This window comes from Pseudomonas sp. TE3895, assembly GCF_056278855.1.
Map to the genome: position 1 here is coordinate 2160900 of NZ_JBWBQE010000001.1, position 19386 is coordinate 2180285.

Below are 19386 nucleotides of genomic sequence, written 5' to 3' on the forward strand. Positions count from 1 at the left end.
GCGTCGCTAAAGCGGCCAGACGCGGTCAGCGCCAACCAGGTACAGCCGGCTGGCGCTGGCGGGGGTGATTTCCCATCCTCCGGTGAACTCACCGAATGCAGGTAGCAGGCTGACTTGCTCATCGATCACGAAGCAAGGCAGGCGCAAGCGCTGACGGGCCTTGCCGCGCAGGACGAAGACGGGGTGTACGTGGCCCGCCAGTACCGGGTGTGTGTGGTGGGGCTGCGGCTCGTGCTGCAGGGCAAAGGGCTCCAGAACCCAAGGCTCGTCCACGACCTGAATATCGAGCGAGGCGGGTGGATCGCCGGCGTTGCGGTCATGATTGCCGCGTATCAGCACTATTTTCAGTTCATTGTGCCGCTTGCGCCAATCATCCACTTTGGCCAGCGTTGCCGGTGCACGGGCCGCGCGGGCATGCAGAAAGTCGCCCAGGATGATCAGTTGCTCACAGTCCTGTGCGGCCAGCAGGCGATCGAGCCTGGCGAGTGTCGCCTCAGTCGTTCCACGTGGCACCGGTTGATGCAGGGCGCGGTAGCTGGCGGCCTTTCCGATGTGCACGTCGGCCACCAGCAAGGCGCGGCGGGCGGGCCAGTAGATGGCTTTGTCGGCGAGCAGCCAGAGCACCTGCCCCCGGTGTTCGATGGGTTGGTAATTCATCCCGCGTTCGCCGCTTGTTCCAGTTCCGCCACCATCCGCGCAATGCGGTCTGCCAGCTTCTCGGTGCTCAATGTCTCGCGCATGCCTTCCACCAACAAGGCAAACGCCAGGGGCCCTGGCCGCTTCAACGCCCGCAGGTCCAGTTGCAACTCACTCATTTTCAGCAGTTGCCGATGCAGCCGTTCGATTTCCAACTCTTCGCTCAATACTTCATCCCGCGCCTGGCCAAGCAGCAAATTCCCCGCGTCATGCTTGCGAAACACCTCATAGAACAGCCCGCTGGAGGCCTGGATTTGCCGCGTGCTCTTCTGCGCGGCGGGATAGCCACCAAACACCAGCCCGGCAATCTGGGCAATTTCGCGAAAGCGCCGCAGTGCCATTTCCCCGGCATTCAGGCTGGCCAGCACATCTTCCAGCAGGTCCGCGGTGCCGAGCGCTTGCGGCAGGTGACTGGCCCAGTCCACCTGGGCAGGGCTGAGGAGTTCGAATCCGTAATCGTTGACGGCAATCGACACCGACAGCGGCTGTGCGCGGCTAACCCGCCAGGCAATCAGATTGGCCAAGCCCAGGTTGGCCATGCGCCCGGCAAAGGGATACAGGAACAGGTGCCAGCCCTGGCGTGACTTGAAGGTCTCGGCCAGCAGCGTGCCTGTGGTGGGTAAGGCTGACCACTGCGCCTGAAGCGCAAGCAGCGGGCGTACTGCCCGCATTTCCGGCCCGTCAAAGCGTTCATGGGCGGCAGCATCGAGTTGCTCGACCAGCGCCTCGGCCAGTTCGCTCGAGAGCGGCATACGCCCGCCGTTCCAGCGCGCTACCGCAGCCTTTCGCGCCGTGCTGCGACGCACATAGGCCGTCATGTTTTCCACGCGCACCAGCTCCAGTACCCGCCCGGCAAATACCAGCGTATCGCCGGGGCGCAGGCGGGCGATGAACGCTTCTTCAACACTGCCCAGCGTTTTCCCGCCGCCGCCCTTGCTCCAGTATTTCAGTTGCAGGTTGGCATCGCTGACGATAGTGCCGATGCCCATGCGGTGGCGCCGTGCCAAGCGTTCGCTGGTAACCCGATAAACACCGTCGGCCTGGCGCTCGACGCGCTGGTAGTCCGGATAGGCGGTCAGTGAGCTGCCGCCTTGGCAGACGAAGTCCAGCGCCCATTGCCATTGGCTGTCGCGCAACTGGCGAAAGGCCCAGGTGCTTCGCACTTCGGCGAGCAGTTGCTCCGGGCGAAAACCGCTGCCCAAGGCCATGCTGACCAGGTGCTGTACCAGCACGTCCATGCACAGGCGCGGTGAAAAGCGGGCTTCGATGTGGCCGGCTATCAGCGCCTGCCGGGCCGCCGCCGCTTCCACCAGTTCCAGGCTATGGGTGGGCACCAGGGTGACCCTGGAGCGTCGCCCAGGCGCGTGTCCTGAGCGACCCGCCCGCTGCATCAGGCGGGCGATGCCCTTGGCCGAGCCGATTTGCAGCACCCGTTCCACGGGCAGAAAGTCCACGCCCAGGTCCAGGCTGGAGGTGCAGATCACCGCCTTGAGGCTGCCTTGCTTGAGGCTGCGCTCGACCCAGTCGCGGGTATCGCGGGCCAGCGAGGCGTGGTGCAGGGCGATCAGCCCGGCCCAGTCCGGGCGGGCCTCAAGCAGGGCCTGATACCAGATTTCTGCCTGGGCACGGGTGTTGGTGAACACCAGGCTACTGGCACTGGCGTCGACCTCATGACTGACCTGGTCGAGCATCTTCAGGCCCATGTGTCCAGCCCAAGGGAAGCGCTCGATCGCTGTTGGCAGCAGGGTGTCGACTTGCAGCGCCTTGTCTTGCCGGCCTTGCACCAGCAGGCCGCCCTGGGGCAGCAAGACATCCCGTGCGTGTTGCAGATTGCCGAGCGTTGCCGACAAGCCCCAGGTCGGTAGGCCTGGGTGCCAATGCCGCAGGCGCGCCAAGGCCAGCTGCAGTTGTACCCCGCGCTTGTTGCCAAGCAGCTCGTGCCATTCATCCACTACCACCAGTTGCAGCGTGGCGAAATCCTCATGTGCCTGTGCCCGGGTCAGCAGCAGGGTCAGGCTTTCGGGGGTGGTGATCAGCACACTGGGTAGCCGCCGGGCCTGTCGGGCGCGCTCGGCACTGTTGGTGTCGCCGCTGCGCACCCCTACGCTCCAAGGTAGCTGGAGCTCATCAAGCGGCGCTTGCAACGCACGTGCGGTGTCGGCGGCCAGGGCACGCATGGGCGTCACCCACACCACCTGTATGGGGGCCAACTGGCGGCCCTGGGGTCTGGGCTTGAACGCACGTAGTGCAGCGAGCCAGACCGCATAGGTCTTGCCGGCACCGGTACTGGCATGCAGCAAACCGGACTCGCCCCGTTCGACGGCAGCCCATACGCGCCGTTGGAAAGCGAAGGGCTTCCAGCCGCGCTTGGCAAACCAGGCATTGGCGAGGTCGGTAGCAGCAGGCATGAGGCAGATGGCCCTCCGAAGGCTGTGCTTCTACAGACCACTTGCCGGCTGCAATGGTTTTACCGGATCAATTGGCCAACAGATAGCCGCTGCGGCATACCTGTTCGCCGGCCACATGGGCGATGACCATGCCAGCCGTGGCCATGCGCCGTACGCTACGCGCATACAGCAGGCCTGGCTGGCTGTTGCGCAGGGCGGTGACTCGGTCACTGAGTGGGTCGATGACTTCGGCGATCAGTTGGCCGGCCTCCAGGTGCTGGCCCGGTTTGGCGTGGTAAACCAGCAACCCACCCAGTGGCGTTGCCACGGGTTCCACGGCGGCCAACGGCGTGGCGTGGCGTAACAGCGCGGGCAGGGCGGCGCTGGTGCCTTCGATGACACCTGCATGGGTCAGGAAGTCAAGGATCGCCTGGCAGTCCTTGCTGGCCAGATCATGGCTGACATCCGCCTGGCCACGCAGCTCGACGGTGACCGAGCAGCAGCCCAGCGGAATCGGGAAGCGTTTGCCGAAACGTTGCTGCAATTGCCACCAGACCAGGCTGAAACATTCATCGAACGACTGCCCGCCCGAGTCGGTTGCCAGCAGGCTGGCCTGGGCGCCCAGGTAACGGGCCAAGGGTTCGATCTGGGGCCAGGCATCGGGTGTGGTGTACAGGTGCTCGACTGCTTCGAAGTCGCAGTGCAGGTCCAGCACCATATCGGCATCGCAGGCCAGGCGCTGCAGTATCAGGCGCTGGGCCTGCAGGGGGGTGCGGACCGGGTGTGCGTCCAGGCCGCGGCGCAGGTATTCGCGGATCAGTGCAAGGTTGTGCGTCGGGTCCTGGGTGAGGTGTTCTTCGATCAGGTCGCCGATGCTGTCCGACAGGTCGACGAAGTTGCGATTGAAGTTCTCGCCGCTTTGCAGTTCAAAACGCCCCAATGGCGCATCCAGCAGCACTTGCTCCAGGCCCACCGGGTTGGCCACCGGCACCAGAATGATCTCGCGCTGCAGTCGGCCTTGCTGTTCCAGCTCGACCAGACGGCGCTTGAGGTGCCAGGCTACCAGCATGCCCGGCAGTTCGTCGGCGTGCAGCGAGGCCTGGATATAGACTTTGCCACCACTGCGGGGGCCGAAGTGGAAGCTGTGCAGTTGGCGGGTGATCCCCGGTACGGGGGAGAGCAGGTCATGGGTTGAATGGTGCATGTTGGTCCTGGCTGCGTGGCGAAAACGGTCTGCGACACGGGTCGGCTCAAAAATAGAAGCATAGTTTCAGCGAATGCGCCTCATCCTGCAGCAGTCAGGCACCGCAAACTTTTTCAGGCTAGTAGCGCCTGCAGGGTGGCCAGGTCATCTGCTTCTTCCACCGGCTTGTCCAGCCGCCAGCGCAGCATGCGCGGAAAGCGCACGGCAATACCGCTTTTGTGGCGCCGGGACAGGGCGATGCCTTCGAAGCCCAGCTCGAACACCAACGTTGGGGTCACACTGCGCACCGGCCCGAACGTTTCCACCGTGGTCTTGCGGATGATGGCGTCGACCTTGCGCATTTCTTCGTCACTGAGCCCTGAATAGGCCTTGGCAAAGGGCACCAACGCCCGACCAGGGGTACCTGCCGGTGCATCCCATACGGCAAAGGTGTAGTCGCTGTACAGACTGGCCCTGCGGCCGTGGCCGCGTTGGGCGTAGATCAGCACCGCATCGACGCTGAAAGGGTCGATCTTCCACTTCCACCAGATGCCCATGTCCTTGGTGCGCCCCACGCCGTACAGGGCCTCGCGTTGCTTCAGCATCAGCCCTTCCACGCCCAGGCTGCGTGACTGTTCGCGCTGGCGGGCAAGGTCGGCCCAGTCCGGGCCTTGCAGCAGAGGCGACAACAGCACGGGGGCAAGTGGGTGTTCATCCACCAGGCGTTCCAGCTGGCTTCGGCGTTCGTGCTGTGGTCGGCTGCGCCAGTCCTCGCCCTGCCACTCCAACAGGTCGTAGGCCTGCAACACCACCGGCGCATCGTTCAGCAGTTTTTTGCCCAGCGTTTTAGCGACCGATACGCTGTTGCAGCAAGGCAAAAGGCTGCACGGCCAGTTCCGCCTCGGTTTCACCAGGTTTCCAGACCAGGATCTCGCCATCGAGCACCACGCCATCGGGCAACGTCTGTGCCAGGCCATGCAGTTCGGGGAAACGCTCGGTAACCAGTTCTTCGCCGCGTGACCACACCCATAGCAGGCCATCGCGCTTCACCACTTGCGCCCGAATGCCGTCCCACTTCCATTCGATTTGCCAATCGCTTGGTGGCCCGAGCAGGGTATCGAATTGATCGCTGGACACTTGCAGCGGATGGGCCAGGAAGAAAGGGTAGGGCTGGCCGCCACGCTGGTTGTGTTCATCGGCGGACTCTGGGGCGATCAGCCTCTGGTAACTGGCTGCAGTCGGGCGATGGCCTATATCGGTGTAGCCGACCAGGCGCTGGGCCACGCGTTTGGCGTCCAGCCCGGCCAGTTGCGCCAGGGCGCGGGTGACCAACAGCTTTGACACGCCCACGCGAAAGCTGCCAGTGATCAGCTTCAGGCATAGCATCAGGCTGGCGCGGTCCAACCGGGCCCAGAGCGGCGGCAGGCGCTGGCGGACTTGCTCAGGCGCCAGCCCGCGCAGGGGCAGCAAATGCTGTTCCACCCAGGTGGCCAGGCCTTCCTCGTTGCCATCGGCGTGCAGCGGCAGCAGCAGCGAAATGGTCTCGGCCAGGTCGCCCACGGCCTGATAGCTTTCTTCGAAAAGCCAGTCCGGCAGGCCAGCCAGTGCCGTTGCCAGTTCACGTAGAAGGCGGGTGGGCACCAGCTGGCGTGGGCGCCCGCCGGCCAGGAAATACACCGCCCAGGCAGCATCGTCGGCGGGCGCCATGTCGAAGTAGTCGCGCAGCGCCTCCAGCTTGGCATTGCTGGAGGTGGTCGCGTCCAGGCGCAGGAACAGCGTAGCGAAGGCTTTCATGGCGAGGGGGCGGTGTTGGGCACATCGTCTTCGTCGCCATACTCGGTGACAAAGGCGCGGGCATCCAGGCCTTGTTCGGTGAGGTAGCGCACCAGTACCTCGACCGAGCCGTGAGTGACCATCACCCGTTGGGCACCGGTCTGGCCAATGGCCCAGAGCAGGCCAGGCCAGTCGGCGTGGTCGGACAGCACAAAGCCCCGGTCCACGCCGCGCCGCCGGCGGGCGCCGCGTAGCAGCATCCAGCCGCTGGCGAAGGCATCACTGTAATCGCCAAAACGGCGCATCCAGCTACTGCCGCCAGCTGACGGGGGCGCCAGGACCAGTGCCTGGCGCAGCAGTGGATCGTTGCGCGGAATATCGCCTGCGTAGCGGGTTTCCGGCAGGCGGATGCCGGCATCCCGGTACACCCGGTTGAGCGGCTCCATGGCGCCATGCACGAGGATCGGGCCGATGCTGGCATCCAGCCCATGCAGAATCCGCTGGGCCTTTCCGAAGGCATAGCAGAACAGCACGCTGGCCTTGCCCTGTTCACTGTTGGCCCGCCACCAGGCATTGATGCTGGCGAAGATCTCGCTTTGGCTTGGCCAGCGGTAGATCGGCAGGCCGAAGGTCGACTCGGTGATGAAGGTGTGGCACGCCACCGGTTCGAAGGGCGTACAGGTGCCATCGGGTTCTACCTTGTAGTCACCGGATGCAACCCAGACTTCACCTCGGTACTCCAGGCGCACCTGTGCCGAACCCAGCACGTGCCCGGCCGGGTGCAGGCTCAACGTCACACCTTGGTGCAGCAGGCGCTCACCGTAGGGCAGGGTCTGCAGATTGATCTCCTGGCCCAGGCGGCTGCGCAGAATGCCGGCACCGGGGCTGGCGGTCAGATAATGGCCATTGCCGGTGCGTGCGTGGTCGCCGTGGCCGTGGGTAATGACAGCCCGGTCCACGGGCCGCCAGGGGTCAATGTAGAAATCTCCGGGTGGGCAGTACAGGCCTTCGGGGCGGGCGATGACAAGGTCCATGGCACGGGCACTGGTTCTGGGGTTACCCGTTAAGAGGCATGGTGCCAGACGTTAGTTCGGATGGATTTGGGAGGGCGCTGCTGAAAAACTTCATCAAGCCCCCTCATGCGCCCCTGAAGAATGCCGTTACCGCCCCGGTACCAATGTAAGCCGCTGGTTGCCATACGCCCTGCCGAAGTTCTGCTGTTGCAGTGGCAGGCTCATGAAGCGCCCTTTGAACCAGGCATCCAGCCCGTCGCGGTAATGCGCGCTGGCCGGGTTGCCGGACTGGCCGCTGCTGGTCAGTATCTGCAACGGTTCGGCCTGGCCGAAGTCGACGATCATCCGTGCCGAGGCTGGCAGATGCGTGTCGAAGTCGCTGCCCCAGGCGAATGGTGTGAGGGCCAGGGTAGTGAAGTCGCCGCCTGCGGCAAGCGGTGCACGGCTGATCGCATCACCCAGGCCATGGTAGGCCGGTGCCGGCCAGCGGTACTGGTGCAGCTTGCCCCACTGCCAGGTGCGTCGGTCGGCCCCCAGCTGTGCGATACCGGCCTCCATTGCGCCCGCCAGGCTGCGGGCGAGGATGGCGGGCTTGTCTTCTTTCTGCGGCGTGTTGCGGTCATCCCAGAAGGGGCTGTCATCGCGGCCCAGCAGATGATCGGCCTGCGCCGAGAACGACAAACGTGCATTGCTGACGAATGCCTGCCAGGCCGGGCCGGACTCCGGGCCCAGGTCATCGAGGAAGGTCTGGCGAGCGACCTCCTGCAAGAACAACTCGTACAGCGCGGCATCGGCCGACACCGGGCTCAGGCGGCCATCGAAGGCCTTGAGCCGGGCCAGCGTGTCGCGGGCCTTGTCGCGCTGCCCGGCGGGGAGGGCGTCGATTGCCTGCTTCAGTGGCTGGGCCATGCCGGGTGCGTCGAACATCTGCTTGAGCTTGTTGGCCAGCAAGGTCACCTGGTCGTTCTGCAGGGCCATCAGGCTGCGACTGTCGTGGCGACCGTTGCCGGCCAGCTGTGCCAGGCGTTCGGCACGTTCGGGGTAATACCAGGTGCTGGACAGCTGCATGCCATAGCCGCGCGGCAGGCTGCGCTGGTTGGCGTGGCCGATCCAGCCTGCGGGCGGGTCCTGGTCGTACGGGTGCAGCATCGGGTCGGCATAGCCGTCCCAGTCATAACGCCCGTCCCAGCCCGGCGAGGGCAGCAGGCCCTGGCCTTCGCGGCGATTGGGGTAGCGGCCACTGACTTGCCAGCCGATGTGCTCAGGCTCGGCGAAAACGAAGTTGACGGCAGCAGCCGTCACTTCACGTGTGCTGTCGAAGGCCCGCTCCACGTTCTTGGCCCGCGTCAGGTCGAACAGAGCATCCAGGCTGCGATCACCTTTGAACTGGGGCAGGTTCAGCGCCAGGCCCAGGCTGGCGTTTTCTGGCTGGGCCAGCAGGGTGCCGTGGCGGGTGTCGTACACCACTTCGCGCACGGGTCGCTGGCCACGTACAAAGTAGGTTTCGCTGCGGGCGCGGGCCTGCAGCCATTTGCCATCGGCCAGGTAGCTCAGCTGATTGCCTTGGCGGCGCAGCTGCTCGAGGAACAGGTCCTGATTGTCGGCCATGACCGCGCTGCTGCTCCAGGCCAGCTTGCCATTGTAGCCGGCCAGCACAATTGGCAGGCCCGGCAAGGACAGGCCGGCAACCTGGTACTTGCTGGTATTGATTTGTACCGGGCTCAAGGCCCAGGCGGCGCGGCTGTCGCTGGCCAGCAGGCTCTTGCCGCTGCGGCTGCGCTGCGGGCCCAGGGCCAGGTTGGCCGACCCCGGGCTACCGAGCAGGTCGAGGTCGGCGAGCTTCTGGCTGGCAGCCGCCAGGGCTGGCAGCCCCGGCAACTGGCTGGCCAGGTTCAGGCCCTTGAGCTTGTCCACTTCCATTTCGGCCAACGGCTCGTCCGGGGCCCCGGGCAGCAACCAGGCCAGCTTGTCGCTACCGGCTTTCTGCGCCAGGGTCAGGGCGCTGAGTTCCTCTTGCAGGTTGACCGACTGGCTGAACGCGTACAGGCAGAAGATCAGCGCCGAGTCTTCAGGCTTCCAGTATTCGGGGCGATAGCCACTACTGGCCAGGCCTGCTGGCAGCTTGTCGCGGTAGCGGAACAGGTAGGCGTTGACTCCGCGCGCGTACACTTCGAAGAAGCGCTTGAGCCGTGGCGATGCGTCGGCGTATTGCTGGGCGGCACTCTGCTTGAGGTTGGCGGCGCGCATGAGGCGGTCGATATCCAGCGCCTCGCTGCCGGCCAGTTCGGCCAGACGGCCTTGGGCGAGCAGGCGCATGGCGACCATCTGTTCGATGCGGTCGCCGGCGTGCACATAGCCCAGGCTGAACAGCGCATCATGGAAGCTGCTGCTTTCGATCAGCGGCGCGCCCATGGCATTGCGCCGTACCGAAACATTCTGTGCCAGGCCTTTGAGCGGCTGCACGCCGCTGGTCGGTGGCACGCTGTCCTGGTAGCCGCCCGTCTGGCAGCCGGCCAGCCCGAGCATGCTGAGCAGGGTAGCAGCGGTTGCGAACCGCAGGCGGAAAGGAGGAAAGGCGGGGGCGGCCATGGCAAGGGCTCCTGCAAGGCGAGGCTGGTTTGGAAAGGCGCTAAGGTAGTAAGCGCGCAGGCGCCATGCAAGGTCCCAGGTCGGTTTATTTGATCGCGCCGGGTCAAACCTCGAAGTGCTCGGCCAAGGCGTCGGAAAAATGCGTGCAATTGATGCGCGTGTAGCGTTGGTAGTCACGGCTCACCGCGAATGCAGAGCCCGGCATCAGCAGGATCTTGTGTTGCTCCAGTTTCCGCATGAAAGGTTGCAGGTCGGGCAGGTCCGGGTGGTAGACCCAAAGGAACATACCCCCTTGCGGCGCAATATCGAACTGCCAGCCGCGCTCGAGCAGCAAGCGTTGGGTTTGCACTTGCTGGCGGATCAGGCGCTGCTGCACGTCTTTCATGTGCCGGGCATACGTGCCATCCGACAATATGGTGTTGACGAAGCGTTCGCAAAACGCGGGGACGGCGACGCAGGTCAGCAGTTTAAGGCGTGTGAGCGGTTCGATCAGGTCTTGCGAGCAGGCAATGAACCCCACGCGCAGCGAGGCCGACAGGCATTTGGAGAAGCTGCCGATGTAGATAACCCGGTCAAGGTTGTCCAGCTCGGCGAAGGTCTGGCGCACAGCTGGGCTGAAGTCCCCATAGACATCGTCCTCGACCACGAAGAACTCGTGCTCCACCGCCAGGCGCAGGACGCTGAAGGCGTTGTGCGGGCTGATGTTGCTGCCGGTCGGGTTGTGGAAGGTGCTGTTGCAGAAAAACGCCTTGACCTTGTGCTTGGTCAGGTGGCTTCTCATTTCTTCCACGTCCGGCCCGTCCTGGGTCCGCCGAATGCCGACGACGTGCCCGCCAGCCAGTTGGATCAGCTTGATCAGGTTGCCGTTGCCCGGCTCGTCGACGAAAACGTGGTCGCCCGGTTTGATCAGCAACCGTGCAACCAGGTCCAGGCCTTGCGTGGCACCCAGTGTGGTCAGCAACTGGTTGGGGCGGGCTTCGACACGGGTCAGCCGTTTCATGTGCACGCACAGCTGTTTGCGCATGGGCAGGTACCCCTGGATGTCGCCGTACTCTGCCAGCGAGCTCTGCTCCAGCCGCGCCGTGCGACGAATCGCCTTGGCCAGCAGTTCGGTGTCGCGCCACGCTGGGGGCAGCCAGCCGCTGCCCAGCTTGGTGAAGTGCTGGCCGCCCTGCAGCAGCCGGAACAGCGGGTCGCCGGCCATGCATTCGGGTTCACGGATCACACTGGTTTGCCGGGCGCGGTTTGCCACGAAGTAGCCTCGCCCGGGTGATGCCGTCAACACACCTTCGCTGACCAGCTGGGCATAGGCCGACACGACGTCGTGGTAACTGAAGTCCACTGCAGCGGTCAGCTTGCGGATGGAGGGCATGCGTTGCCCGGGCAACCACTCGCCTGCATCCAGGCGTTGTTTCAAAAGGTGATGAAGGCTGCAGGGGATCATGGCAGGTCCGAAACCGTTAGAAAAAAAAGCCTAACAGTTAACGGAAATGCTTGTCGACTGTTCGTTTTCAAATGGCCAGCACATGCCAATATCCCCGTGTCGGAACTTTCGGCTGCCAACAAAGGCGGCACTTTTAGCGTCTGTGCAGACCAGACAACTGGATATCAAGCCCATGCACCCTATGGACATGCAATCAGCCGTCATTGCCAGGCTTCCTGTCCCTGACGAACTGGAGTCATTCAAAGTTGTAAAGAATCTTGTGACCTCGGCGTTATTGGAGTGTTGTTCAATCGTCGAGTTCGAAGCACTGAAAGAAACACCGCTCATAGAACATGTGACTGAACAGGCACATGCCGATTTACAGGCATTTGCCATGAAAGATCCGGCTGCCGGCCGCGACCTGGTATTCATTGCAAAAACCTACACCTCTTATTCTGCGGTTTTGCATTATCGGCTTGCCCATTGGATTTACAACAATAGCGCCGCGACCTACGGCGCCGGCGGTCAATGCCTGGCCGCCATGATCTCCAGGCGCGGAAAAATGCTTTCGGGGGCGGAGATCCATTTCCGCAGCCGCATTGGTGCGCGCTTCATCATCGATCACGGCATGGGCACCGTCATTGGTGAAACGTCGACCATTGGTGACGATTGCTACGTGCTTGGCGGCGTAACCCTGGGCGCCCGCGGTATCAGTGACAACCCCTCGAGCCCCAGGCATCCGACGTTGGGTAACCGGGTGCAGATCGGTGCTTTCGCCAGTGTGCTGGGCGCTATTCATGTCGGTGATGGTGCGTTTATCGGGCCGGGCTGCATTGTTACCAAAGACATCCCGGCCGCTGCCCGGGTACAGGTTAAAACATCATTGCAGGTGGTATTGGAATCATGAACGCTCTGAACTATGAAGTATTAAGAAATACCGAGAAACTGTATTACAAAGACCAGTACCTGGCGGGCGCGAATACGCAAGTAGCGCGGGTGCACAGTGACGGCATCGAGTTGCTGAGCACGGTGGCCTATCCGGAAGGAGGCGGCCAGGAAGCGGACTTTGGCACCATTGAATTACCGGTGGGTACCGTGCGGTTCGTCTGGGTTAAAAAACTCTACGGTAGCCCTATTCGCCTGGACGGTTTCAAAGGCGGAAAACTGGGCGGCATCATTATTCACAGCCTGCACCCTGATGATTTGCACTTGCTGGATGAAGTCACCGTGGGCATGCCGGCCCGCGTCACTATCGATATTGAACGGCGCGAACGGCTGACGTTGTCTCACAGTGCCAGCCACTTCCTGTATGCCGCCGCCATCGGGCTGCGTGAAGAATTGAAGCAATGGACGATCGGCTGCCATATCAAGGAGGACACGGCACGTTTCGACTTCCTGGTCGAGGACGCTTTCACGGCTGAAGACGTACTTGAAATAGAACGACGGGCGAATGAACTGATTGGCTGCGATGCGCCGATCGAGCACTACGCGGTTCAAGGCCTGGAAGACGCGCGTTTGTGGACCTACAACGGCATCGAAATCCCGTGCGGTGGTACGCACCTCGATTCGCCTCGGCGCATCGGGCGCCTTAGCGTCAAGCGCAAACGCCTGGGTAAAGGCAAGGAACGGCTGATCTGCGTGTTCCCCGAGGCCGAAATCGACTTGTCCACTTATCACGAGCACGCACTATGAACAGCACGTTACCGCGGCGCACGTACCTGTACTTCACCGCACAGTCGATCAACCTGACGACTGCCGTGATGTCGGTGACGATGGCCGCCATTGTCGGGGCTGCGCTGGCGCCTGATGCCGCATGGTCCACGGTGCCGTACGGGTTCCAGTTTCTGTGCCTGATGTTGGCAACTTATCCGGTCTCCAGGCTGATGAGCCGTATCGGCCGTAAAAAGGCGTTCATGCTGGGCGCGATTCCCCTGGCGGTGTCTGGCGTCAGCGGCTTTCTGGCGGTGGAGCACCAGCATTTTCCAACGCTGGTCCTCAGCCACTCTGCATTGGGTGTGTACATCGCGTTCGCCAACTTCAACCGGTTCGCGGCAACCGACAATCTTTCCCAGGCCTTGAAGCCCAAGGCGCTTTCGCTGGTCGTGGCGGGCGGGGTCATCGCGGCTGTCGTCGGGCCGACGCTTACCGAGTGGCTGCGTGACGTGGGTGGCTACCCACTGTTTTCGCTGTGTTATGCCGCGTTTGTCGGCCTGGCGTTGCTTTCATTGTTGATTGCGCTTTGCCTGCCCAACGATGCCGGTATGGCCAGCGCGGTCAACAGCGCAGCAAAGCCGGCCAGTGTCCGTGCCGAGCCGGCAGGCCCGAGCGTGGTTGTGGCAATGGCTGTCGCTGCGTTGGGCTACGGGATCATGAACCTGCTGATGATCCAGGCCTCGATGCACATGAAACACATGCACGAGGACTTCACTGACGTCCGCCTGGCGATCCAGTGGCATGTGATTGCCATGTTTGCCCCGTCGTTCTTCACCGGCGCCATCATCCAGCGGCTGGGTATCAAGACCACCATTTGCGCGGGCCTGGCCCTGTTGATCGGTTGCTCGGCGATGAATATCTGGTCGCACAGCTACGCCATGATGACCCTGGCACTGATTGCCCTCGGGCTGGGCTGGAACCTCACTTACGTAGGCGGAGGCGCCTTGCTGGCCCAGTCACTGCAGAACAGCCCGGCAGCGATGCAGATGCAGGGCAAGAACGACCTGGCGATTGCCATTTTTGCCACCCTCGGCGCATTCAGCCCCTCGTTGTTGCTGAGCTCGGTTGGCTGGGACGGTACCAACGCCATCTGCATGGTCCTCTGCCTGGGGCTGCTGGTTGCCACCGCCAGCCTGCTGCAGAACAAGGCCTGCCTGCAAACGTCAATGGAAGGTAGCCGCAAATGAGCGAGCTCATCAGTGTCAGCGATCGTATCTACACCAAGCTGGAAATGAACAACCCGGGCGGTAGCCACAAATACCGGGCGGCGCGGCGGATCGTCGAACATGCCGTGCGCAAGGGTGAGATCATTCCCGGGGTGACGACCGTCATCGAAAAAACCGGTGGTAGCTTCGGCTTTGGCTTGCTGGCGGCCTGCCACAAGTACCAGGTCGCCGTAGAGCTGGCGGTCGGGCTGAGCTTCAGCCAGACCAAGCGGGATCTGCTGGAGTGTTTCGGTGCCCGACTGATCGGCAAGGAAATGCTGATGGCCGGTGCCACACCCAAGGACGTGGTGATGCATCACCTGGATAACCAGGCCGCGCTGGGCAAGTCATACTTCTACACCGACCAGTTCAACAACCCGGTGGGCATCGAGGCCCATCGTTATCAGACCGCCAGTGAACTGGCCGTGCAACTGACCAACGCCGGGGCAGGGCGGCAGATCCTGTTCGTGGGCTGTGCGGGTACTGGTGCCAGTTTTACGGGTATCACCCTGGGGCTGAAGGACCATGGCTTCGAGGTGTCGACGGTGCTGGTCGACCCCAATGGCTGTGATTCGAGGGCTGGCGTGTTCACCGATCATCGTTTTGAAGGCATGGCCGTGGGCGTTTGCCCGCCGTTCATGGACTGGTCGCTGGTGGACGAGCGGGCTCAGGTGCAACATGCAGAAATGCTCGCCGCACAGCGCTGGTTCTACATGCAGAGTGGCATTTTCGTCGGTAATACAGCCGCTGCCTGCCTGGCGGTTGCCCAGCGCATGGCCCAGCACCCGCGGTATGTCGAGACCACCCTGGTGACCATCGCCTATGATGCCGGCCTCTGGTACCAGGATCTGCTGGGGGCTAACCGGCGAAAGGCCGCGTAGCCTCCTGTGTCAGGCTCATGATCCAGAGGCTGGCACGCTACCTGGGGAGCGGGCAAGCACGCGAAGCATGCGACGCGGTGTATGGCACGGGCTTCGCCCGTGTTCGCGGGCGCGCCCGCTCCCACAGTGTTCGAGCCATCTCTCAGATTTTTATGGCGTCAGTCGATCAGGCGCCGTGGCACTTCTTGTACTTCTTCTCGCTACCGCACGGGCACGGGTCGTTACGGCCAACGTCCTTCAGGGCGTTGCGTACCGGCTCCTGGTGGCCGTGGTTGCAGTGCGGGCCGTGTACATGGCCGTGGTCGTGGTGGTGATCATGGTCATGGTTGCAGTCAGGGCCATGAACGTGGGGTTGTTGGGACATTGCAGGGTTACTCCGGTATGTAATCGTCGGGGATTATCTCACCACTGCGCGAGATGTGCAGGTCCCGATGGATGAGCAACCCGGTCGCCAGTTCGCCCTGCAGGGTGTAATGCAGCGGCTGCTTGCTTCTGAGCAGCTTGGCCAGTGGCTTCAGGTGCTGCCACAGGTTGGTTCGTGCGGTGATCTTGAAAGTGCGCCGTGCATGCCCGCCCACGCTGCGCCATACGCTGGCTTCATCCTGCACCAGTAGCAGGTCATTGAGGCGTATTGCGTACGACACGTTGCGAATGAACAGGCGGCTGTCATTGGGGTTGTCGACCCGCAGGTGCAACACGAACTCCTGTTCCAGCAACCTGGCCTTGACCGTTTCGACCTCGACCAGATGCACTTCGGGCTCGCGCCAGTCCTCACCCCAACTGGCACAGCCCGTCAGCCATGCCAGTAGCGCACCGAGCAGTAGCAGACGGGTGCGCTTGATCATGTTCAGCTCCCTACGTAGCTGGCGCAGCATTTCTTGAATTTGTGCCCGCTGGCGCAGGGGCAGGGGTCGTTGCGCCCGGCCTTCAGCCCGACCATTGGGTCGATGAAATACCAGCGGCCGGCATGCTGGACGAACGCCGAGCGTTCGCGGTGCTGATGATCGCCGTCTTGGTCGTGCCAGCGCGCGGTGAAGGTGACGAAGCTGTGCTCGGGTTGGCCGCCCAGCACTTCTGCGCTCTCCACCTCCAGGCCCAGCCAGGTGCTCTGTGCACTCCAGTCGGCCATGGCAGCACGGTCCAGGCCGGCTTGCTGGGCCGGTAGAGTGGTGGCTACCAGGTAGTCGACAAGGCCCAGCACGTAGGCACTGTAGCGTGAGCGCATCAGGGCCTGGGCATCCGGTGCCGGGGTACCGGCATGGTAATGCCCGCAGCAGGCGTCAAGCAGGTTGCCACTGCCACAAGGGCAGACCGAGACACTCATCATCACCACCAGTACTTGCCGAAGTTTTCAGGGTTGGCCCAGAACCTGGCATTGAGCCAGTCCGGGACCTGCTTATAGTCATGTAGATCATAGGTGAACAGGCTCAAAACCTGTTGGTCACGGCAGAATTTCTCGCTGGCCGACATGGCCAGGGCGAAAAAGTCGGTGTCCTGCCAGCCGCAGGCAGCCAGGTCGGCCAGCACTGCAACCCGGCTGGCATTGAGGTTGCGAATACCGCCTAGCAGCTCCAGGCCGGTGCGCTTGGGCAAGTGTTCCAGGCAGTCCACCAGTACCGCCAGGTCAAAGCGCTTGGCGGCCAGTTCGGCCGGCAGCGGGCCAGGGGCGGCGGTGTCGATGGTGACCTGGGGGTGTGCCTGGGCGAAGGCGTCCAGCGCTGGGAAGCGCGTACCTACCAGCAGCAGCCGTTGTGGAGTGAAGCGCTCGAGCAGGGCTGCCAGGGCCTGTTGCGGGGTGCGTTTGGAGAAACCTTCGGTCATTGCCATTCCTCGTTCAAGTCATCCAAGACTAGCGGGCTGCGGCGTGCGGGCAAAGAGGCATGTGACCGTGTCGTAGCTTATTGCTGGCAGGGTTGGAATGCGCGGTCTTTACTCCCAGAGATCGGCCTTATGCCGATTCCCCCTAGGAGAAGCAATGAAATGAGCATAGTACGCACAGCGTTACCCCTGGTACTGCTCACCAGTGTGTTGACTGGTTGTGCAGGTTTGCAAAAAACCGACTGGCCGAAATGTGCCGCCGTCGGGGGTGTAGGCGGCGCCGCCCTGGGCGCCATCGAAAGCTCCAGCTGGGCTGGCTGGGGTGCGTTGCTGGGCGGTGGCCTGGCGGCGGGCTATTGCTGGGCCCATGGCGATGGCGACGAGGATGGCGACGGCGTGCCAGACAGCCGTGACAAGTGCCCTGGCACCCCGCGTGGTGTGCAGGTCGATGCCAACGGATGCCCGCCTGAGCCGGTTGCGGTGGTCGAAGAAGTGGTGGTGCAGAAGGAAGAAGTCATTGTCATCCGCGACGTGCACTTCGAGTTCGATTCTGCGCGCCTGACGGCCAGTGACAAAGAGCGCCTCAATACCATTGCCACGCGCCTGAAGCAGGAAGCGCCCTCTGCCCGCCTTAGCGTCAGCGGCCATACCGACAGCGTCGGTTCCGACAGCTACAACCAGAAACTGTCCGAGCGACGTGCCCATTCGGTGACCGATTACCTGGTCGAGAGCGGTGTACCGCGCAGCAGCTTCGTTTCGGTGGTCGGCGCGGGTGAAACCCAGCCGGTGGCAGACAACGCCACGGCCGAAGGGCGTGCCATGAACCGTCGTACCGAGATCAAGATCCAGCGGTAAGACGGCGGGCGCCCGTGCCTCGAGCAGTGGCACGGGCGCGTCTTCATGCCGGCCAGCCGTTTGTGGCCAATGACACAGGAGCATTCAGCATGAGTGTGACGTCGAAGGCGGCATTGCCGCTGTTGGTGGCTGCCAGCCTGCTCGCGGGTTGCGCTACGCACAGCGATGGCAGCGCGCCCCTCAATCAAAGGACCTGGCCCATCTGCAGCCTGCTGGGCGGCTTGGTCGGTGGTGGCCTTGGGGCCATCGAGAGTTCTTCCTGGGCTGCCGGTGGCGGCGCCTTGGGCGCCATCGCCGGCGGGCTGATTTGTTACGCCCAGGACGGTGACGAAGATGGTGACGGCATTTTCGACCGGCGCGATCACTGCCCCGAGACCCCGGCCAACACGGCGGTCGATCACATGGGCTGCCCACTGAAACAGTACCCGGCCGCGCCACCTGCCAGTGCACCCGAACCCTCGCCAGAGGTGATCACCCTCGATGACAACGGCGCGGTGATGTTCGCCTTCGACTCCGCCGAACTGACGCCGGCGGCCCAGCAACGCCTGCAAGGCCTGGTGGAGAAGCTCAATTCACCGACGGTGGCCAAGGTTCGTGTGATCGGGCACACCGACAGTGTGGGCTCCGACAGCTACAACCAGGCACTTTCCGAACGCCGCGCCAGTAGCGTTGCCGAGTACCTGATCGGCCAGGGCCTGGAGATGGGCAAGGTCACCAGCCAGGGCCGTGGGGAAAGCGAACCGGTTACCGACAACGAAACCGAGGAGGGCCGCGCGCGCAACCGACGGGTGGAGCTGCACCTCAACTGAGTGGTGCTGGTGCCTGTCTTGGCATTGCCGTTAATGTTGTTCGCACGGTTTGCTCGATCAGGCCACCTCGACATGACAACTCTCTATAGGGGCGTGGTATGAAGTTCATCCTGGGCCTAGGCAAGGTCCTGACGGTCGCTTTCTGGGGGGTGGTGCTGTTCAATCAGCTGATGCCACAACCCTTGCCCTTCAATCTGCTGATCAATGCCGCAGGCATCGTCTTGTTTGGCCTGCACCTGCTTGAAGTGCTGTTTTTCAATCGCAGCCTGCGCGGGCGCAGTCACCGTTGGTTTGACCGTTTGCAAATCCTGTTGACGGGAATCTTCCATGTCATGTCCATTCCCCGTCCGCGGGAGGCGCCGCGGGTGAACTGATCTTGCAGCGCCTCTGATGCTCACTGCGACCCCTTGCCGGAGCGGGCTTGCCCACGAACACCGGCAACGCCGGCGCCATGCACCGTGGCACCGGCTTCGCTGCAGGTTGCACGCAGCGCCTGTCAGATGACCAGTCGCGAACTGGCCACCGCAACCACTGCCAGCCCCAGCAGCAGATTGATCCCCACCATCCGCCGAATGCGCCCCAGCACCGCCGCACCCGTCGGCCAGTCCTCGGCCTGCACCGCTGCCTTCAATTCCGGCAGCAGCAACGCCTGAATGCGCATGAACAAGGCAAACATGGCGATCCCGCCACCGATCATCACGTGCACGTACCGGGGCGCCGTCTCGAAACCGCTGAAGCGCATGTGCAACATGCCGATACCACTTATCGCCAAAATCGCCACCGCCAGCCAGACCCAGCCGAAGAAGCGTCGGAAAACTTCCACCCACAAGCGCAGGCGGGCAGGCCCTTCAAGGGCTGCAACCGTTGCCGGGCGCAGCACCAGCCAGGCGAAGAACATGCCGCCGACCCATACGAGTGCGGCCAGAACATGCAGGGTGTAGGGCAGGGCAAAGGCGAGCATTCGGATCTCCATGCGGCAGAAAGGGCAATAGCGGGGTATGATAGCCGCCCCATGTGAAACACTGAAAATATATCCAGCCC

The 19386-nt window shown here is 63.1% G+C and carries 18 protein-coding genes and 1 pseudogene; 7 read left to right on the plus strand and 12 right to left on the minus strand.

From position 1 onward, the window contains the following. Positions 1 to 6: 6 nt before the first annotated feature. From pdeM to ACZ889_RS09760, 7 genes and pseudogenes are all read right to left on the minus strand, one after another. Positions 7 to 657, minus strand: a complete 651-nt coding sequence (gene pdeM / locus ACZ889_RS09730; protein ID WP_476257336.1) for a ligase-associated DNA damage response endonuclease PdeM — start codon at positions 655 to 657, stop codon at positions 7 to 9. Next, the gene (locus tag ACZ889_RS09735) at positions 654 to 3104 is read right to left on the minus strand and encodes a ligase-associated DNA damage response DEXH box helicase (protein WP_476257337.1); all 2451 of its coding nucleotides are present in this window, start codon (positions 3102 to 3104) and stop codon (positions 654 to 656) included. Before ACZ889_RS09735 ends, pdeM begins: the two co-directional genes overlap by 4 nt. A gap of 67 nt (positions 3105 to 3171) precedes the next feature. After that, entirely contained in the window at positions 3172 to 4287 is a 1116-nt protein-coding gene (locus ACZ889_RS09740) for a succinylglutamate desuccinylase/aspartoacylase family protein (protein ID WP_047605039.1), read from the minus strand. Positions 4288 to 4400: 113 nt separating this feature from the next. After that, positions 4401 to 6060: pseudogene (locus ACZ889_RS09745) on the minus strand (ATP-dependent DNA ligase). Further along, a complete protein-coding gene (locus tag ACZ889_RS09750) occupies positions 6057 to 7073 on the minus strand; it encodes a ligase-associated DNA damage response exonuclease (protein WP_476257338.1) in 1017 nt (338 codons plus the stop codon). The pseudogene ACZ889_RS09745 and the gene ACZ889_RS09750 overlap by 4 nt, the downstream one beginning before the upstream one ends. A gap of 126 nt (positions 7074 to 7199) precedes the next feature. Continuing rightward, positions 7200 to 9641: a penicillin acylase family protein gene (locus ACZ889_RS09755; RefSeq protein WP_476257339.1), complete on the minus strand. Its 2442-nt coding sequence runs from the start codon at positions 9639 to 9641 to the stop codon at positions 7200 to 7202. 103 nt (positions 9642 to 9744) lie between these two features. Next, positions 9745 to 11085 carry an aminotransferase-like domain-containing protein gene (locus tag ACZ889_RS09760; protein ID WP_476257340.1) on the minus strand — a complete coding sequence of 447 codons (1341 nt, stop codon included), beginning with the start codon at positions 11083 to 11085 and terminating at the stop codon, positions 9745 to 9747. Between the two features lie 172 nt (positions 11086 to 11257). Here ACZ889_RS09760 and ACZ889_RS09765 point away from each other — a divergent pair, with 172 nt between their 5' ends. Genes ACZ889_RS09765 through ACZ889_RS09780 form a run of 4 tightly spaced genes read left to right on the plus strand, consistent with a single transcriptional unit; the run spans position 11258 to position 14863 of the window. After that, positions 11258 to 11971, plus strand: coding sequence for a serine O-acetyltransferase (locus tag ACZ889_RS09765; protein ID WP_180688738.1), 714 nt, complete (start codon positions 11258 to 11260; stop codon positions 11969 to 11971). Beyond that, entirely contained in the window at positions 11968 to 12756 is a 789-nt protein-coding gene (locus tag ACZ889_RS09770) for an alanyl-tRNA editing protein (protein ID WP_143494688.1), read from the plus strand. The genes ACZ889_RS09765 and ACZ889_RS09770 overlap by 4 nt, the downstream gene beginning before the upstream one ends. Next, positions 12753 to 13964: an MFS transporter gene (locus ACZ889_RS09775; protein WP_476257341.1), complete on the plus strand. Its 1212-nt coding sequence runs from the start codon at positions 12753 to 12755 to the stop codon at positions 13962 to 13964. The genes ACZ889_RS09770 and ACZ889_RS09775 overlap by 4 nt, the downstream gene beginning before the upstream one ends. Further along, positions 13961 to 14863: a pyridoxal-phosphate dependent enzyme gene (locus ACZ889_RS09780; RefSeq protein WP_476257342.1), complete on the plus strand. Its 903-nt coding sequence runs from the start codon at positions 13961 to 13963 to the stop codon at positions 14861 to 14863. Before ACZ889_RS09775 ends, ACZ889_RS09780 begins: the two co-directional genes overlap by 4 nt. 166 nt (positions 14864 to 15029) lie before the next feature. On the opposite strand, the gene ACZ889_RS09785 is transcribed toward ACZ889_RS09780, so the two are convergent. From ACZ889_RS09785 to ACZ889_RS09800, 4 genes are read right to left on the minus strand one after another with little or no spacing between them, the layout of a single operon-like run. Next, positions 15030 to 15227: an SEC-C metal-binding domain-containing protein gene (locus ACZ889_RS09785; protein WP_003254900.1), complete on the minus strand. Its 198-nt coding sequence runs from the start codon at positions 15225 to 15227 to the stop codon at positions 15030 to 15032. 7 nt (positions 15228 to 15234) lie between these two features. After that, a complete protein-coding gene (locus tag ACZ889_RS09790) occupies positions 15235 to 15708 on the minus strand; it encodes an LEA/WHy family protein (protein ID WP_104960928.1) in 474 nt (157 codons plus the stop codon). Positions 15709 to 15710: 2 nt separating this feature from the next. Beyond that, positions 15711 to 16187, minus strand: a complete 477-nt coding sequence (locus ACZ889_RS09795) for a YchJ family protein (RefSeq protein ID WP_180688734.1) — start codon at positions 16185 to 16187, stop codon at positions 15711 to 15713. Between the two features lie 2 nt (positions 16188 to 16189). Beyond that, positions 16190 to 16684 carry a DUF6231 family protein gene (locus ACZ889_RS09800; protein ID WP_020191311.1) on the minus strand — a complete coding sequence of 165 codons (495 nt, stop codon included), beginning with the start codon at positions 16682 to 16684 and terminating at the stop codon, positions 16190 to 16192. A gap of 159 nt (positions 16685 to 16843) precedes the next feature. Here ACZ889_RS09800 and ACZ889_RS09805 point away from each other — a divergent pair, with 159 nt between their 5' ends. The 3 genes from ACZ889_RS09805 (at position 16844) to ACZ889_RS09815 (ending at position 18719) form a co-directional block, all read left to right on the plus strand. Then, on the plus strand, positions 16844 to 17536 hold the full coding sequence (locus ACZ889_RS09805; protein ID WP_010952284.1) for a PA1041 family peptidoglycan-binding anchor lipoprotein: 693 nt from the start codon (positions 16844 to 16846) through the stop codon (positions 17534 to 17536). Between the two features lie 89 nt (positions 17537 to 17625). After that, positions 17626 to 18345: a PA1041 family peptidoglycan-binding anchor lipoprotein gene (locus ACZ889_RS09810; RefSeq protein ID WP_476257343.1), complete on the plus strand. Its 720-nt coding sequence runs from the start codon at positions 17626 to 17628 to the stop codon at positions 18343 to 18345. 98 nt (positions 18346 to 18443) lie between these two features. Continuing rightward, on the plus strand, positions 18444 to 18719 hold the full coding sequence (locus tag ACZ889_RS09815; RefSeq protein ID WP_003254892.1) for a DUF1145 domain-containing protein: 276 nt from the start codon (positions 18444 to 18446) through the stop codon (positions 18717 to 18719). Between the two features lie 122 nt (positions 18720 to 18841). On the opposite strand, the gene ACZ889_RS09820 is transcribed toward ACZ889_RS09815, so the two are convergent. After that, positions 18842 to 19306, minus strand: a complete 465-nt coding sequence (locus ACZ889_RS09820) for a CopD family protein (RefSeq protein ID WP_003254890.1) — start codon at positions 19304 to 19306, stop codon at positions 18842 to 18844. Positions 19307 to 19386 lie beyond the last annotated feature (80 nt).

Coding starts and splice junctions, on each gene's coding strand:
- pdeM (WP_476257336.1), bottom strand. CDS start 657: ATGAATTACCAACCCATCGAACACCGGGGGCAGGTGCTCTGGCTGCTC.
- ACZ889_RS09735 (WP_476257337.1), bottom strand. CDS start 3,104: ATGCCTGCTGCTACCGACCTCGCCAATGCCTGGTTTGCCAAGCGCGGC.
- ACZ889_RS09740 (WP_047605039.1), bottom strand. CDS start 4,287: ATGCACCATTCAACCCATGACCTGCTCTCCCCCGTACCGGGGATCACC.
- ACZ889_RS09750 (WP_476257338.1), bottom strand. CDS start 7,073: ATGGACCTTGTCATCGCCCGCCCCGAAGGCCTGTACTGCCCACCCGGA.
- ACZ889_RS09755 (WP_476257339.1), bottom strand. CDS start 9,641: ATGGCCGCCCCCGCCTTTCCTCCTTTCCGCCTGCGGTTCGCAACCGCT.
- ACZ889_RS09760 (WP_476257340.1), bottom strand. CDS start 11,085: ATGATCCCCTGCAGCCTTCATCACCTTTTGAAACAACGCCTGGATGCA.
- ACZ889_RS09765 (WP_180688738.1), top strand. CDS start 11,258: ATGCACCCTATGGACATGCAATCAGCCGTCATTGCCAGGCTTCCTGTC.
- ACZ889_RS09770 (WP_143494688.1), top strand. CDS start 11,968: ATGAACGCTCTGAACTATGAAGTATTAAGAAATACCGAGAAACTGTAT.
- ACZ889_RS09775 (WP_476257341.1), top strand. CDS start 12,753: ATGAACAGCACGTTACCGCGGCGCACGTACCTGTACTTCACCGCACAG.
- ACZ889_RS09780 (WP_476257342.1), top strand. CDS start 13,961: ATGAGCGAGCTCATCAGTGTCAGCGATCGTATCTACACCAAGCTGGAA.
- ACZ889_RS09785 (WP_003254900.1), bottom strand. CDS start 15,227: ATGTCCCAACAACCCCACGTTCATGGCCCTGACTGCAACCATGACCAT.
- ACZ889_RS09790 (WP_104960928.1), bottom strand. CDS start 15,708: ATGATCAAGCGCACCCGTCTGCTACTGCTCGGTGCGCTACTGGCATGG.
- ACZ889_RS09795 (WP_180688734.1), bottom strand. CDS start 16,187: ATGAGTGTCTCGGTCTGCCCTTGTGGCAGTGGCAACCTGCTTGACGCC.
- ACZ889_RS09800 (WP_020191311.1), bottom strand. CDS start 16,684: ATGACCGAAGGTTTCTCCAAACGCACCCCGCAACAGGCCCTGGCAGCC.
- ACZ889_RS09805 (WP_010952284.1), top strand. CDS start 16,844: ATGAGCATAGTACGCACAGCGTTACCCCTGGTACTGCTCACCAGTGTG.
- ACZ889_RS09810 (WP_476257343.1), top strand. CDS start 17,626: ATGAGTGTGACGTCGAAGGCGGCATTGCCGCTGTTGGTGGCTGCCAGC.
- ACZ889_RS09815 (WP_003254892.1), top strand. CDS start 18,444: ATGAAGTTCATCCTGGGCCTAGGCAAGGTCCTGACGGTCGCTTTCTGG.
- ACZ889_RS09820 (WP_003254890.1), bottom strand. CDS start 19,306: ATGCTCGCCTTTGCCCTGCCCTACACCCTGCATGTTCTGGCCGCACTC.